Source organism: Ruegeria hyattellae (genome assembly GCF_041537925.1).
Classification (GTDB): domain Bacteria; phylum Pseudomonadota; class Alphaproteobacteria; order Rhodobacterales; family Rhodobacteraceae; genus Ruegeria_C.
Map to the genome: position 1 here is coordinate 69,488 of NZ_JBGOSH010000005.1, position 13,840 is coordinate 83,327.

14 protein-coding genes are annotated in these 13,840 nt (G+C 62.2%); 1 reads left to right on the forward strand and 13 read right to left on the reverse strand.

All coding sequences use genetic code 11. The features are described 5' to 3' along the window. Positions 1–151: 151 nt before the first annotated feature. The 10 genes from AB1E33_RS13650 to ftsW all read right to left on the reverse strand — a co-directional run bounded on the left by AB1E33_RS13650 (position 152) and on the right by ftsW (position 9,444). On the reverse strand, positions 152–562 hold the full coding sequence (locus tag AB1E33_RS13650) for a hypothetical protein (RefSeq protein ID WP_372577833.1): 411 nt from the start codon (positions 560–562) through the stop codon (positions 152–154). Position 563: 1 nt separating this feature from the next. Further along, positions 564–1,898, reverse strand: coding sequence for a cell division protein FtsA (gene ftsA, locus AB1E33_RS13655; protein ID WP_372578163.1), 1,335 nt, complete (start codon positions 1,896–1,898; stop codon positions 564–566). Positions 1,899–1,902: 4 nt separating this feature from the next. Then, positions 1,903–2,916, reverse strand: coding sequence for a cell division protein FtsQ/DivIB (locus AB1E33_RS13660; RefSeq protein ID WP_372577834.1), 1,014 nt, complete (start codon positions 2,914–2,916; stop codon positions 1,903–1,905). Beyond that, positions 2,904–3,824 (reverse strand): D-alanine--D-alanine ligase, encoded by a 921-nt coding sequence (locus tag AB1E33_RS13665; protein ID WP_372578164.1) that lies wholly within the window; start codon positions 3,822–3,824, stop codon positions 2,904–2,906. The genes AB1E33_RS13660 and AB1E33_RS13665 overlap by 13 nt, the downstream gene beginning before the upstream one ends. 103 nt (positions 3,825–3,927) lie before the next feature. Beyond that, entirely contained in the window at positions 3,928–4,854 is a 927-nt protein-coding gene (gene murB, locus AB1E33_RS13670; protein WP_372577835.1) for a UDP-N-acetylmuramate dehydrogenase, read from the reverse strand. A gap of 317 nt (positions 4,855–5,171) precedes the next feature. Continuing rightward, positions 5,172–5,432 carry a DUF2484 family protein gene (locus tag AB1E33_RS13675; RefSeq protein ID WP_372577836.1) on the reverse strand — a complete coding sequence of 87 codons (261 nt, stop codon included), beginning with the start codon at positions 5,430–5,432 and terminating at the stop codon, positions 5,172–5,174. After that, the gene (locus AB1E33_RS13680) at positions 5,429–5,686 is read right to left on the reverse strand and encodes a DUF2484 family protein (protein ID WP_372577837.1); all 258 of its coding nucleotides are present in this window, start codon (positions 5,684–5,686) and stop codon (positions 5,429–5,431) included. Before AB1E33_RS13680 ends, AB1E33_RS13675 begins: the two co-directional genes overlap by 4 nt. A gap of 94 nt (positions 5,687–5,780) precedes the next feature. Beyond that, the gene (murC, locus tag AB1E33_RS13685) at positions 5,781–7,187 is read right to left on the reverse strand and encodes a UDP-N-acetylmuramate--L-alanine ligase (RefSeq protein ID WP_372577838.1); all 1,407 of its coding nucleotides are present in this window, start codon (positions 7,185–7,187) and stop codon (positions 5,781–5,783) included. After that, the gene (locus AB1E33_RS13690; RefSeq protein ID WP_372578165.1) at positions 7,184–8,281 is read right to left on the reverse strand and encodes a UDP-N-acetylglucosamine--N-acetylmuramyl-(pentapeptide) pyrophosphoryl-undecaprenol N-acetylglucosamine transferase; all 1,098 of its coding nucleotides are present in this window, start codon (positions 8,279–8,281) and stop codon (positions 7,184–7,186) included. The genes murC and AB1E33_RS13690 overlap by 4 nt, the downstream gene beginning before the upstream one ends. Continuing rightward, positions 8,281–9,444: a putative lipid II flippase FtsW gene (ftsW, locus tag AB1E33_RS13695; protein WP_372577839.1), complete on the reverse strand. Its 1,164-nt coding sequence runs from the start codon at positions 9,442–9,444 to the stop codon at positions 8,281–8,283. Before ftsW ends, AB1E33_RS13690 begins: the two co-directional genes overlap by 1 nt. 129 nt (positions 9,445–9,573) lie before the next feature. Between ftsW and AB1E33_RS13700 the strand changes: the two genes are divergently transcribed. Then, positions 9,574–10,758, forward strand: a complete 1,185-nt coding sequence (locus AB1E33_RS13700) for a BaiN/RdsA family NAD(P)/FAD-dependent oxidoreductase (RefSeq protein ID WP_372577840.1) — start codon at positions 9,574–9,576, stop codon at positions 10,756–10,758. A 54-nt stretch (positions 10,759–10,812) separates the two neighbouring features. Here AB1E33_RS13700 and murD read toward each other — a convergent pair whose 3' ends face one another. The 3 genes from murD to mraY are packed head-to-tail and all read right to left on the reverse strand — an operon-like array spanning position 10,813 to position 13,828. After that, entirely contained in the window at positions 10,813–12,207 is a 1,395-nt protein-coding gene (gene murD / locus AB1E33_RS13705; RefSeq protein WP_372577841.1) for a UDP-N-acetylmuramoyl-L-alanine--D-glutamate ligase, read from the reverse strand. After that, entirely contained in the window at positions 12,204–12,749 is a 546-nt protein-coding gene (locus tag AB1E33_RS13710) for an AAA family ATPase (RefSeq protein WP_372577842.1), read from the reverse strand. Before AB1E33_RS13710 ends, murD begins: the two co-directional genes overlap by 4 nt. After that, positions 12,746–13,828: a phospho-N-acetylmuramoyl-pentapeptide-transferase gene (gene mraY, locus AB1E33_RS13715; RefSeq protein WP_372577843.1), complete on the reverse strand. Its 1,083-nt coding sequence runs from the start codon at positions 13,826–13,828 to the stop codon at positions 12,746–12,748. The genes AB1E33_RS13710 and mraY overlap by 4 nt, the downstream gene beginning before the upstream one ends. Between the last annotated feature and the right edge of the window lie 12 nt (positions 13,829–13,840).

The window sequence follows — 13,840 nt, forward strand, 5'->3', positions numbered from 1 at the left end:
CACAAGCGATCCAAGTCGCGGCAAAGGCCACGGTCGCGCCGGATGCGCGGAGGAGTTCGGTTCTGGGGGCGACTGCTCTGCCTGCCGCCGGGTCTCTGCCGGACCTTGTGGATATTTTGCGGGATAACTCTTCCGTCCGCAACCGGTTTCTTCAGCTTGTGGGGGCATTCGGGCAGGCAATACCCTCATTGGTGATGCTACGAACCTCCTGGATTTCCGCATTCAGGAAAACGTCCAGCCGAACCATCAACCGGTCTCCCCGCGCAAAGGGCCACCAGCAGACCGGAGGGCGCTCGGGGCGGTTATCATATTCAAAACAGATCCGCCCCTCGGGCGTGGTGATCTTGCCGTAAACGCATGGCTGCCCGGGCTCCTTCCAGACCGAGAGCGAGCGGTTGAGGAACTGCTCGACCCCGACCAACTCGCCGGTTTCGATCTCATAGAAGCTGAGCGTTTTGCCCGTCGCTGCATCCAGAAATGCCTCTGGTGTGATCCGGGTCTGGGCCGAAGCCGGGCTCATCATCGCGATGGCCCACAGCGCAGCATAGGCCCGGCGCATCATCCTACCAGTTGTCGCGGAACCACTTGACTGCCCGCTTGAAGGACCGCGCCGGATAGCGGTCGACCGGGATCTCGAAATCCCACCATTCATCCTGCGGATGCGCAGCAAACAGGCTGAGCCCCACCGCGCTGGAAAACCCGGATCCGGTGGCCGATTGCGGCAGGCCATGCACTCGCAGCGGGCGGCCCAACCGCACGCGCTGGCCCAGAATTCGGCTGGCCAGCCCGTCCAGACCCATCACCTGACTGGCGCCGCCGGTCAGCACGATCTGCTGACTAGGCAAATGGTCAAACCCGGCCACATCGAGCCGCGCGCGCACCTCTTCCAGTATTTCCTCGACCCGGGGACGCATGATGCCGATCAGTTCGGCCCGGCTGACGCTGCGCCGGTCATGTTCCCAATCTCCTGTTTCGCCGCCGATATCGATCATGTCGCGATCATCCGCCCCGGTGGCATGCACCCCGCCCGAGAAGGTCTTGATCCGTTCGGCATTGGCCGCCGGAACCCCCAGCGCCATGGAGATATCTCCGGTCACATGATCGCCACCCATACGCACGCAATCGGCATAGATCATGTGTTTCTTCATGAAAATCGACACGCTCGTCGTACCGCCGCCCATATCGATACAGGCCGCGCCAAGCTCCTGCTCGTCCTCGACCAGCGATGAGATGCCCGAGACATAGGCCGAGTTTGCGATACCCGCCAGTTCCAGATCACACCGCTTGATACAGCGCACGAGGTTCTGGATCGCCGTGCCATCAACAGTCAGCATATGCATGTCGACCGACAGCGACTGACCCAACTGCCCACGCGGATCGATCAGGCCTGAGCGGTGATCGAGCGCGAAATTCACCGGCTGGGCGTGCAGCACCTCGCGGCCGACGCCGTATTCCGGCACATCGCAGGCGTTGAGGACGCGGCCGATCTCGGATTCGGTCACTTCCTGCGTATCCAGTTCGACCTCGGCATCCAGCCCGTAGGAGCGCGGATTGGCGCCCGAGAAACAGGCGATCACATGGTCAACGCGGATCTCGGCCATTTTCTGGGCGGCCTGGAGCGCGGTACGGATTGCGCGCTCGGTCTCCTGCATGGCGGTGATCTCACCGAATTGTACGCCGCGCGACCGTGTGGTGGCGGCGCCGATCACCCGGAACCCGGCCTGCCCGGCCATCGACCCGATCGAACCATCATCGGCCAGATTGCCAGTGCCATCGAAGCGCAGCACCAGGCAGGCGATCTTGGAACTGCCGACATCCAGAATGGCCACCACGCCGCGTTGCATTGCCTGTTGGCGCATTTGACGCATCGCCCGTTGCGACTGATAAAGATCCGTCATCATCTTAGTTTTGCCCGTCTTCGTCTGGGTTTCTTATCCGCCACCATTCTTCGGTGGCGGCCTGTGTCATTCTGAGGGTGGGACGCTCGCCGATGCGCATGTCGACCGAGGCCACATCCCGCTCGAGCATGTCCTGCACTTCATTCACCGCCAGCACCCGCCGCAGCGCCTGCACCGGACGCTCAGAGGGCAGCATAATCCGCTGGCCGCGATCCATGACCAGATCCCAACGCCGCTGACCGACGCGGACCAGACCACGCATGCGCGCGCCCAGCGGCTCGGCGGCGGCAAAAAGCGCAAGTGCTTCATCCACATGCCCGTCCGCCCCCCTGCCCGCGATCAACGGCAGATCGGTGCGCATCTTGCGGCTGGTCAGCATGTCGATATGCGCGCCGGTCTCGTCCAGCATCTCGATGCCCTGACGGGTGCGCCAGACCACGACGGGTTGCCGCTCGGCCACGTCGACCTGCAGGATACCGCCCGGGCGCACCCGGACCGAGGCCGACCTGACCGGGTCCAGCCCGTTGATCACATCGCGGATCTGCGCCACGTCCAGATCAAAGGAACTGACCGGGAAATCGAGCGGAACCACCTCGCGGATATCCTGCGCCAGATTGGTGCCCGCCCCGTCGATGACCATAAGTTTGACCATAAATTCCGGACGTTCTTGAATCGAGGCGCGGATCTCAGCAATAAAACCGGTCAGCGCATCGCGCCGGGTCTCATCCGCCCAGAAAGCCGCACCTGCCGCAAAGGCCAGGCAGAACGGAACACCGATGCGCAAGCCCAGGCGAATTCCCGGCGTCAGCATCCAGCGCTGGATGCGGTAGTTCAGGCGCGAGGGGGCCGGGTCGGTGCGCCTCGGCTCATCGCGAGCCATGCGACCATGCCCGTCGAGCGTAACCGCGGGTTTGGCGACATAGCCCGAGGTTTCGGCCGACGAGAACCGCGCATCTTTGCGTACCAAAGGTTTCTCTCGGTAGCTCACCGGCAGGAAGACACGCATCAGCGATCGCATGAGGCGTCCTCCACCATCCAGGTACAGAGCTGACCAAATGTCATGCCAAAAAGCGCCGCCTGTTCTGGCACCAGAGAGGTCGGGGTCATGCCGGGTTGGGTGTTGGTTTCCAGCAGGATCAGACCGTCGACCCCGCGCGCCTCGTCCCATCGGTAATCGGTGCGACTGACACCTCGGCAACCCAGCGCGTCATGGGCGCGCAGCGCATAATCCATACAGCGGTCAAATATCTCTTTCGGAATGTCGGCGGGCAGTTCGTGGCGCGACCCGCCCACAGCGTATTTGGCTTCGTAATCGTACCAGCCTTCGGTGATGATATCGGTCACCGTCAGCGCCCGGTCGCCGATCACCGTAGTCGTCAACTCACGACCCGCCACATACTCCTCGACCATGACAAAGGTCGACATGCTCTCTTCCAGAACCGGCGGGCGGTTGGCCCCCTCCTGCACGATGTAGATACCGACAGAGGAGCCTTCGTTGTTGGGTTTGACCACGTAAGGCGGCTCAAGCAGATGCGCCTTCATCACCTCGTCCTTGTGCGAAATCACGCTTTCGACGATCGGCAGGCTGACCGCGGCATAAACGTCTTTCGATCGCTGCTTGTCCATCGCCAGCGCCGAGGCCAGAACGCCTGAATGAGTGTAGGGGATACGCAGCCATTCCAGCAGGCCTTGCACGCAGCCATCCTCGCCCCAGCGGCCATGCAGCGCGTTGAAGGCGACATCGGGTTTGATTTGGGCCAAACGGTCGCAGAGGTCCGGGCCAGCATCCAGCTCGACCACCTCAAATCCTTCGCCCCTTAGTGCGGCTGCGCATTCGCGCCCGCTGCTGAGTGACACCTCGCGTTCCGCCGAGGGGCCGCCCATCAATACCGCCACTTTGGGGGTTGTCCTGCTCGACTGACCCACAATGCGCCTCAATATCACCGGATCTTATTTTCGCGATCCGTTTTGTTTTTTTGTCCCGTTCGACCGCCCCTGAAATGCCTGTGATAGGGTTCGGTCCGGGGTCTTATTCTGTCAGCGGCTCACCGACCCGCATGATTTCCCATTCTAGCGTGATCCCGCTGGAATCGTAAACCTTTTTTCTCACCTCTTCACCCAATCCTTCCAGATCGGCAGCGCTGGCGGTGCCGGTGTTGATGAGAAAATTCGAGTGTTTCTGGCTCATCTGTGCGCCCCCCCGACGCGCGCCACGCATGCCCGCTTGGTCGATCACCTTCCACGCCTTCAGGTCATGGACATCATCGGCCCGCCCGGTCGAGGAAAACCCTGCCGGGTTGCGGAAGGTCGATCCAGCACTGCGATCCCGGGTGGGCTGGGTGTCGTCGCGCTTTTTCAGCTGTGCCTCCATGCGGGCGTGTAGCTCTGCCGGATCGCCGTCGGGGCCTTGCAGAACCGCGTCGATCAGAACTGCACCTTCGGGCAGGTCGGTCTGGCGATAGCGGAAGTTGAGGTCATCGGCGCTGAGCGTGATCACCTCGCCCCGCCGAGTGACCGCACGGGCCGAGACGAACACATCCTCCGTGTAACTGCCATAACACCCCGCATTCATCCGCAGCGCGCCGCCGATCGCGCCCGGAATGGTGCGTAGAAAGGTCAGGTCGATGCCTGCATCCGCAGCCCTGCGCGCCACATGGGCATCCAGTGCGGCCGCACCGACGGTGACGCGATGGCCTTCCACCTCGATCCCGTTGAACCCACGCCCCAGCCGGATCACCACGGCGCGCAAACCGCCGTCCCGGACGATAAGGTTGGAACCGACGCCCATCGGAAAAACAGGTGTCTCAGGCGGCAGATCTCGCAGGAAGGTCTGCAGGTCTTCGATATCGGCAGGCTGAAACAATGCATCCGCCGGGCCACCCACGCGCAGCCAGGTGAGGTCATTAAGTGGCCGATTTTTCGTAAGCTTACCGCGAAGGGTGGGGATGTTCTCCATAACGGTGATTTGCCATGTCTAATGACTGTATTCCAGCCATATGTCGCTCGATCGAAGCAAATTTTCGAAACAGAAATACATCGGCGCAGCACCGAGAACTGTGGCGCCAAACTTTGGATCGCCTTGGTGGAATAGTTCAGAGGAGTGCTTCTGCCACAATGCCCAGAGCAAGCCAACTGCGGTGCATGTCAGAAATGAGAATGCCAAGAAGTAGTTCGGTCGACCTTCAAGAGCAGAGAAATCAGCGCAACAACCGGCATCGCTATTGTGCCATAATCCTCCAAATTCATTAGAACTGTAAGAAGATCATACATCCATTAGCTGTTGCGTTTCGATTTTAGCGGACCCTTTAGCCATCGAGTTAGATAAATTACAGGCCAGCGCAGAACCGACATCCCTGCAATCAGCACGATCAGCCCGATCCATGGGCCGTTCTGATAGGTGACATAGCCCAGCAGCGGGATGCCCAGCGCGATCAGCAGATAGGCGCGGGACCAGTGATTGTCACGGCTGGGAACCATCGCCATCAGATTGGCCGAGACCGCCCAGACGCAGACAAGGGTCAGAGACAGGGTCATTCTGCCACCTCTCCGGTCTCAAGCCCGCGCCATTTGCGCCAGAAATGGCGCAGCGGATTGCGGAACATCGACGCAAAGGCCGCCAACGCCAAAAGCGCCAGAAACACCCCGTGCTGATATCCGATGAACACAATCAGAGCGGGTGACGCAAACATCAGCGCCCCGCCAAGCGGATATTGCCACCGCATCGGCAGCAGCGCGACCATGGCTGCCGCGCAAACCCATGCCACCGCAAGTAGTATTGAAAGGCCCATCCCGTTCGCCCTGTCTCGGTCTTCTTTTGTGATTCTGACCGTTTGCTCGCCTTATAATTGAACGAAACAAGTCAGGTTTTCCATAGTTTTTTTGTCAGCACGCAATCTTGTGAAGCCGCTCGGGCAGCCCGTTGGCCCAGGTCGAGATTGTGCCCGCCCCAAGACAGACCACAATGTCGCCGGGCCGCGCCTGTTCGCGCACCAACCGTTCCAGATCGTCCTCGTTCAGGATCGCGCGAGCGTGGCGGTGACCGTGACGGATCAGGCCCGCGACCAGATCGTCGCGGCCTGCGCCCTCGATCGGGTCTTCACCGGCGGCGAACACCTCGGCGATGGCGACCACGTCAGCCTCGTTGAAGCAGGTACAGAAATCGTCGAACAGGTTCGACAGGCGCGAGTATCGGTGTGGCTGATGCACCGCGATTACCCGGCCCTCGCTGGCCTGGCGCGCGGCTTTCAGCACTGCGGCTATCTCTACGGGATGGTGGCCGTAATCGTCGATGATGGTCACGCCGTTCACTTCGCCCACGCGGGTAAAGCGGCGATTGACGCCTCCGAAATTTGCCAGCGCGTCGCGGATCTCGGCGGTTTTCATGCCCAGATGACGGGCCACAGTGATCGCGGCGAGCGCGTTCGAGACGTTGTGATCGCCCGGCATCGGCAGGGTGCAGCCCTCGATCGTGATGTCTTCTTCCTGCAGGACCACATCGAAATGGGCCACGCCTTTCTTATAGGTCAGGTTTATCGCTCGCACATCGGCCTGCGCGTTGAAGCCGTAAGTTCGCACGCGGCGGTCATGGATACGGCCCACCAGCGCCTGCACTTCGGAATGGTCGGTGCAGCAGACCGCAAGCCCATAGAAGGGCAGGTTCGACACGAACTCGTAGAACCCGTCGCGTAATTTGTCGAAATCGCCCCAATGCTCCATATGCTCGGGGTCTATATTGGTGACGATGGCGATGGTGGCGGGCAAGCGGTTAAAGGACCCATCGCTTTCATCCGCTTCGACCACCATCCATTCGCCCTGCCCCATCCGGGCGTTCGAGCCATAGGCATGAATGATACCGCCATTGATCACGGTTGGGTCGAAATCTCCGGCGACCATCAGCTCCGCCATCATGGTGGTGGTAGTGGTCTTGCCGTGGGTGCCCGCAATCGCAACGTTGGATTTCAATCGCATCAATTCGGCCAGCATATCTGCCCGGCGCACCACCGGCAGGCCCATGGAACGCGCGCCATCCAGTTCCGGGTTGCCCGGCTTGATCGCGGTCGAGACGACGACGACCCGCGCTCCTTCCAGGTTCTCGGCCCGCTGCCCGATGAAGATCGTCGCCCCCAGATCCGCCAGTCGGTCGGTGATCTTGGACGCTTTCAGATCCGATCCCTGCACATGGTATCCCAGGTTCAGCAGCACTTCGGCGATGCCTGACATGCCGATACCGCCGATCCCGACAAAGTGGATCGAGCCCACATCCTGTGGGAGTTTCGTTGCGGGGGTCATGGCGTCTCCTTTCGTGCAAGATCCTCGACCAACCCCACCAGACGCCCGGTCGCGTCCGGTGCGCCGACCGTGAGGGCGGCGCTGGCCATCTGCTGGGCGGCGCGGGGATTCGTGAGAACCGAGGTGATTTGCTCTGCCAGTGATGAAACGTCAAGGGCAGATTCGGGGATCATGATGGCGGCATTTGCCTGCACCAGGCCACGCGCATTGGCGGTCTGATGATCGCCTGCCGCAGCGGCATAGGGGATCAGGATCGAGGGGCGTCCGATGATTGCAATGTCCGCCACGCTGGACGCGCCCGAGCGGCTGATGACAAGCTGCGCCTCGGACATGCGGCGCGGTACGTCCTGAAAGAACGGCTTTACCTCGGCCTTGATGCCGTGTTCAGCGTAGAAGGCCGTGACCCGCGCGCCATCCTCGTCACGCGCCTGATGCGCCACGCGCACAAAGCGGCGAAGCCCTTCTGGCAGCGCAGCAATTGCGCCGGGCACCATATCGCTGAGGATGCGCGCGCCCTGACTGCCGCCCATCACCAGGATCGACATCGGATAGTCACCCGGCATGATGTAGGCCGCTGCTGCGCGGTCCAGCACCGCGCCGCGCACCGGGTTGCCCACATGGATGCCTCGGGCGCCCTTGGGCAGGTCGGTGGGCCAGACTCCGCAGGCCACTTGGTCGACCCGTTTGGCAAAGACCTGATTGACCCGTCCCAGCACGCCATTCTGCTCGTGGATCATCCGCGGCAGCCTGAGTGACGTTGCGGCAGCGAGGGCCGGGATCGACGGGTAACCGCCAAATCCCACCACGACATCGGGCTTGTCACGCAGAAACTGCCACGCCATCCCCGCAACGCCCGCCACAATCCGGGGCGCGACCAACGCCTTGGCCAACAAGCCACCGCGCGCGAAGGTAGCCGAGGAAGCCTCGACAATCTCGGTCGAATGGGGAAAGCCGCCGGTATAACGCGCACCGCGTGCGTCCGTGGACAAGCGCACGCGCCAGCCGCGGTTCAGCATTGCCTCGGCCAGCGCCTGCGCCGGGAACATGTGCCCCCCGGTGCCGCCCGCCGCGATCAGCAGATAGTTTTGCCGCATCATCCCCGCCCGCGCAAAATCTCACCCAGCCCGCCCTGCGGACGGGTGCGGGTGAAGGCCAGCAGCATGCCTACGGCAATGCCGCCCGCAATCAGCGACGAGCCACCATAGCTGACAAAGGGCAGCGTCATGCCCTTGGCAGGTAACAGACGCACGGCCACACCCATATTGATCATCGCCTGCACCCCGAACATGCAGGCCAGCCCGGTGCCTGCAAGCCGGATGAAAGGATCACGCTCACGCATCAGACGCAGCAGCGACCGCACAACGATCATCGCGTAAAGCGCGATGATCATCATCACCAGGATCAGGCCATATTCCTCGGCCGCAACAGCGATGATGAAATCGGTATGGGCATCGGGCAGCGACCATTTCACTTGGCCCTCCCCGACGCCAACGCCAAAGAGGCCACCCTCCATGATCGCGTTGGTGGCATAGCCCAGCTGCGTTGTCGGATCGACCTCGGGACTGAGGAAGCCGTCGATGCGGCGGGCGAAATGTTCGGAACTGGAATAGGCGAACATGCCGCCCAGCACCACGACACCGGCCATACAGACCAGCAGCAGCATCGGCGCTCCCGCCACGAAATACATCACGCCCCAGCCAAAGAGCACCAGACAGGCCTGTCCGAAATCGGGCTGCATCACCAACATGCCGACAATCGCCATACACAGCGCAAAGGACCAAAGCCGCCCCGGCGGGCCATTGATCTCCTGACTGGCAGCGAACATCCAGGCAGCGACCACGACAAACCCGGGTTTGAGGAATTCCGAGGGTTGCAACGAGGCAAAGCCGAGGCTGTACCACCGCACCGCGCCCTTGCCGAAATCGGTGCCCAGAAACGGCAGCAGTGCCAGCGCGATAAAGGAGACCACAAAGCCCAGCACCGCCAGGCGACGCACCAACGTGGGCGACATCATCGAGGTCAGCAGCATGGCCACAATCGCCACGCCTCCGAAAAACGCCTGCCTTTCGACGTAATGAAACGGATCGAACCCATTGCGCGAAGCCAGCGGCGGCGACGCGGCCAACCCCAGCAGCAGGCCGATCACAAACAGGATCAGCACGCAGGACATCGACCACTTGTCCAGCGTCCTCCACCACTTGGGTAGAATCGGTTCGCCGCCCCTGTCAGGGGCCGCGCCATAGACCATCTCAGTCATGAGATACCGCCGTTTTCTGCCTCACATGCGCCCCGTTCTCGGGGTCTGTGCGGAAGGCTACAGGAATTTCGCCTCTCAGGCCAGTGTCTTCCTCTTGCCAAAGTTCAGATTCCGCGCCAATGGCGGGGCATGGATTACCGGACGATCATTCTTGGTGCTGGCGCGGCCGGCATGATGTGCGCAGCCCATAGCGGGGGCGACACGCTGGTGCTGGATCACGCGCGCGCGCCGGGCGAAAAGATCCGGATCTCGGGCGGCGGGCGCTGCAATTTCACCAATCTCTATACCGGGCCTGAGAACTTTCTGTCAGGCAACCCGCATTTCTGTAAATCGGCGCTGGCACGCTACACCCAATGGGATTTCATCGATCTGGTGAACCGGCACGGCGTCGCCTGGCATGAAAAGACGTTGGGGCAGCTTTTTTGTGATGGCTCCTCGAAGCAGATCGTCGCCTTGCTGGCGCAAGAAGTGCAGGAAGCTGGAGGAGAGCTTTGGTTATCCACCTCGGTCCAGGGGGTCGACAAAACCGTCGACGGCTTCTGCGTGCAAGTCGAGCGCGAGGGCGCGGCGCGCAGGCTCACCTGTCGCAATCTGGTGCTGGCCACCGGCGGCAAGTCGATTCCCAAGATGGGGGCCACCGGGCTGGCCTATGACGTCGCCCGCCAATTCGGGCTGGCCCTGACCGAAACGCGTCCCGCGCTGGTGCCCTTCACCTTCCCTGATGGCCGCTTCAAACCACTTGCCGGCGTCTCGCTGCCCGTGCGGCTCAGTAATGCGCGCGCCGGCTTTGACGAGGCGCTGCTCTTTACCCATCGCGGGCTAAGCGGCCCGGCGGTGCTGCAGCTTTCTTCCTACTGGCGCGAGGGCGAGGCTGTGTCGGTAAACCTGATCCCAGATATTGCGCTTTACGACCTGCTGCGCGCCCAGCGTCAGGAGGGTGGGCGCAAGGCGCTGACCACCGAGCTTGCCCGCCTTCTGCCCGCGCGGCTGGTCGATGCACTGAAACCTGACCTCAAACTTGACGGCAATCTCGCCGACTTGTCTGACACGCGGCTGGAAACGCTGTGCGCTGCCCTGCAGAATTGGCATCTGACCCCCGCCGGGTCAGAAGGCTACCGCACCGCCGAGGTGACGCTGGGCGGGATCGACACGGACGGGCTGTCGTCAAAGACCATGCAGGCCAAGACCAACCCAGGCCTCTATGCCATCGGCGAGGCGGTCGACGTCACCGGCTGGCTGGGGGGCTACAATTTTCAATGGGCCTGGTCCTCTGGCCATGCCGCAGGGGCCGCGATCGCCGCCAGCCACCGCTGAATGATCCGCCTATTCATCCAATTATTAGCATCCCGGAACGGGCGACGGGGGATTCTAGAGCCGGGCCAGAACCTCGGACGTGAAATCCTCGCCGCGCTGTTCGAAATTGTCATATTGATCGAAACTCGCCGCCGCCGGGGCCAACAGCACCGTGTCGCCCTCCTGCGCCTCGGCCATCGCGCGCGCGACGGCAGTGGCCATGGTGGTGCAAACCTCACTCTCAACATCAAGCTGCATGGCAAACCCTGCCGCCTCGCGCCCAATCACATAAGCCTTGGTGACCGATCCCAGAGCATCGCTCAGCGCGTCCAGCCCGCCCTCTTTCTCCAGCCCGCCGCAGATCCAGCGAATGGTGCCGAAAGCCTGCAAGGCTTTGGCCGCACTGTCCACATTGGTGGCCTTGGAGTCGTTGACATAGGTGATCCCATCCGCCTCGGCGATGATCTGGCTGCGGTGGGGCAGGCCCGGAAAAGAATGCATGGCCTTTTCGATCTCGCGAGGCGCAAGCCCCAGCGCCCGGCAGGCGGCATAGGCGGAACAAGCATTCTGGTGGTTATGCACCCCCGGCAAGCCGCGGATTTGACGCAGATCGATCGAACCGGCCTGCCGCCCCTTGCGGTACTCCGACAGAAAGCCTTTCTTCGCAAAGACCTGCCAGCCCGGACCCGAAAGCTTGCGCGCCACCGAGACACGGATCACCCGATCATCGCTCGGCCCTTCCGACAGTTGCCCGGCCAAATAGTCCCCTTCGGGCTCATCTATCCCGATCACCGCGCGATCGGGGCCGCCCTCGGCAAACAGACGCCGTTTGGCAGCGAAATAGCCGCCCATGCCACCATGGCGATCCAGATGATCGGGGCTGAGATTGGTGAAAATCGCCACATCCGGGGTCAGCGCGCGGGCCAGATCGGTCTGGTAGCTGCTGAGTTCCAGCACAACCACCGAACCATCCCCTCCCGGCTCGATATCCAGTACGCCGCGCCCGATATTGCCCGCCAGTTGCGAGGCCCGCCCGCCTTCGGTCAGGATATGATGGATCAGCGCGGCGGTGGTCGATTTGCCGTTTGACCCGGTCACCGCGACCACGCGCGGCATGGTATCGAAGCGGTCCCAGTCCCGCGTCGCGAAAGAGCGGAAGAAGAGGCCGATATCGTTGTCGACGGGCACGCCCGCCTCTTGCGCCGCCACGATCACCTGGTTGGGTTTGGGATAGAGATGCGGAATGCCGGGCGAGACGATCAGCACGGCGATCTCTTCAAATGCGCCCTGTTTCATCAAATCGCGGCAGGAGAACCCCTCATCCTCGGCTGTTGCGCGTGCAGCCGGGTTGTCATCCCAGCACACCGGCTCGGCCCCACCTGCCCTGAGCGCGCGCGCTGCTACCAGACCGGACCGGCCCAGCCCCAGAACCGCCACATGCTTGCCTGCGTAACCCTTGACCGGGATCATGCCGCCGCCCCTTCCTCCAATTGCGCCTCAAACCAGTTCGCCCGAGCCAAAACAGGCCGTTTAGGGACCAGTACCATCTCGAACCCATATTGCGGTAAGCGGTCGCATAACGCCTCGAATTCCGCAAGAGCATCGGTCATCCCGTGTTTGCGGTCGTCATCTGACTCGAATATCTCGGGCCAAGGCGGGGTCAGGTAGATACGGCGGTCATAGCCGAGGCTCAGCACCTGTTGCCGCGTGGTTTGCGCCAGCTCAGTTCCGGTCCGATCAAACCAGATCAACGCGTCCAGCGCCGAGCGGTCGAAGATCACCGTTGCACCTTTGGCGTGGGCCGCATCCTCGATAGCCAACTCGATAGCGCGCTGGCAAAAACTGGCGGGGTCGATCCATGGCAAAGCGCGCGTGCCGGTTCGCCGCTCCTCAGCAATGATACGGCGGCCAGGCTCGGGCACCGTTGCATGGCCCCGGCGCGCCATCTCTTTCAGCAACGCGGATTTTCCACCGCCCGAGCACCCGGAAAGGACAACCCGGCGCTGTCTCACCGAACCTTGAGCGTGGCCAGGCCGATCATCGCCAGGATCAGCGAAATGATCCAGAACCGGATCACGATGGTGGATTCCGCCCAGCCCTTTTTCTCGTAATGGTGATGGATCGGCGCCATCAGGAACACCCGCTTGCCGGTGCGTTTGTAGTAGAGCACCTGAATGATAACGCTCAGCGCCTCGACAACGAACAGTCCGCCGACAACGGCCAGCACCAGCTCGTGCTTGGTGGCGACGGCGATGGCGCCCAGCGCGCCGCCCAGCGCCAGCGAGCCGGTATCACCCATGAACACCGCCGCAGGCGGCGCGTTGTACCACAGGAATCCCAGCCCTGCGCCAAAGAGCGCGGCGGCAAAGACAAGAATTTCCCCGGTCCCCGGCACGTAATGCACGTCGAGATATTCGGTGAAGTCGACACGCCCCACCGCATAGGCGATGATGCCCAGCGTGGTGCCCGCGATCATCACCGGCATGATCGCCAGCCCGTCCAGCCCGTCTGTCAGATTGACCGCATTCGCCGCGCCGACGATGACGATGATCGAGAACGGGACATAGAAATAGCCCAGATTGATCAGCGTATCCTTGAAGACCGGCAGCGCCAAATGGTTGCGCAAGGAATCCGGGTGATAGGCCGCCGCCCAGACCGCCGCGATCACCGCGATGATGATACCCAGCGCCAGACGCAACCGTCCCGGCACGCCCTTGCTGTTCTGTTTGGACACTTTGGCATAATCATCGGCAAAGCCGATCAGGGCATAGGCCAGCGTCACAAAGACCACCAGCCACACAAACGGATTGTCTAGCCGCGCCCAGAGCAGCGTCGAACTGAGCAACGCGCCCACGATCAATAACCCGCCCATGGTCGGCGTACCCGCCTTGGAGAAATGCCCCTCGGGGCCGTCATCACGAATAGGCTGGCCCTTGCCCTGCTTGCGGCGCAAGACGTTGATCAGGGGACGCCCGAACAGGAAGCCAAAGATCAGCGCCGTCAGAAAGGCCCCGCCCGCACGGAATGTGATGTAGCGGAAAAGGTTGAAGAAGTCCCCTCCATCCGACAAGGCGGTCAACCAATACAGCATTTCAGAACGGCC

Bases quoted from the DNA above. Each gene is read 5' to 3' on its own strand.
- AB1E33_RS13650 (WP_372577833.1), bottom strand. From the start codon at position 562: ATGATGCGCCGGGCCTATGCTGCGCTGTGGGCCATCGCGATGATGAGC.
- ftsA (WP_372578163.1), bottom strand. From the start codon at position 1,898: ATGACGGATCTTTATCAGTCGCAACGGGCGATGCGTCAAATGCGCCAA.
- AB1E33_RS13660 (WP_372577834.1), bottom strand. From the start codon at position 2,916: ATGCGATCGCTGATGCGTGTCTTCCTGCCGGTGAGCTACCGAGAGAAA.
- murB (WP_372577835.1), bottom strand. From the start codon at position 4,854: ATGGAGAACATCCCCACCCTTCGCGGTAAGCTTACGAAAAATCGGCCA.
- AB1E33_RS13675 (WP_372577836.1), bottom strand. From the start codon at position 5,432: ATGACCCTGTCTCTGACCCTTGTCTGCGTCTGGGCGGTCTCGGCCAAT.
- AB1E33_RS13680 (WP_372577837.1), bottom strand. From the start codon at position 5,686: ATGGGCCTTTCAATACTACTTGCGGTGGCATGGGTTTGCGCGGCAGCC.
- murC (WP_372577838.1), bottom strand. From the start codon at position 7,187: ATGACCCCCGCAACGAAACTCCCACAGGATGTGGGCTCGATCCACTTT.
- AB1E33_RS13690 (WP_372578165.1), bottom strand. From the start codon at position 8,281: ATGCGGCAAAACTATCTGCTGATCGCGGCGGGCGGCACCGGGGGGCAC.
- ftsW (WP_372577839.1), bottom strand. From the start codon at position 9,444: ATGACTGAGATGGTCTATGGCGCGGCCCCTGACAGGGGCGGCGAACCG.
- AB1E33_RS13700 (WP_372577840.1), top strand. From the start codon at position 9,574: ATGGATTACCGGACGATCATTCTTGGTGCTGGCGCGGCCGGCATGATG.
- murD (WP_372577841.1), bottom strand. From the start codon at position 12,207: ATGATCCCGGTCAAGGGTTACGCAGGCAAGCATGTGGCGGTTCTGGGG.
- mraY (WP_372577843.1), bottom strand. From the start codon at position 13,828: ATGCTGTATTGGTTGACCGCCTTGTCGGATGGAGGGGACTTCTTCAAC.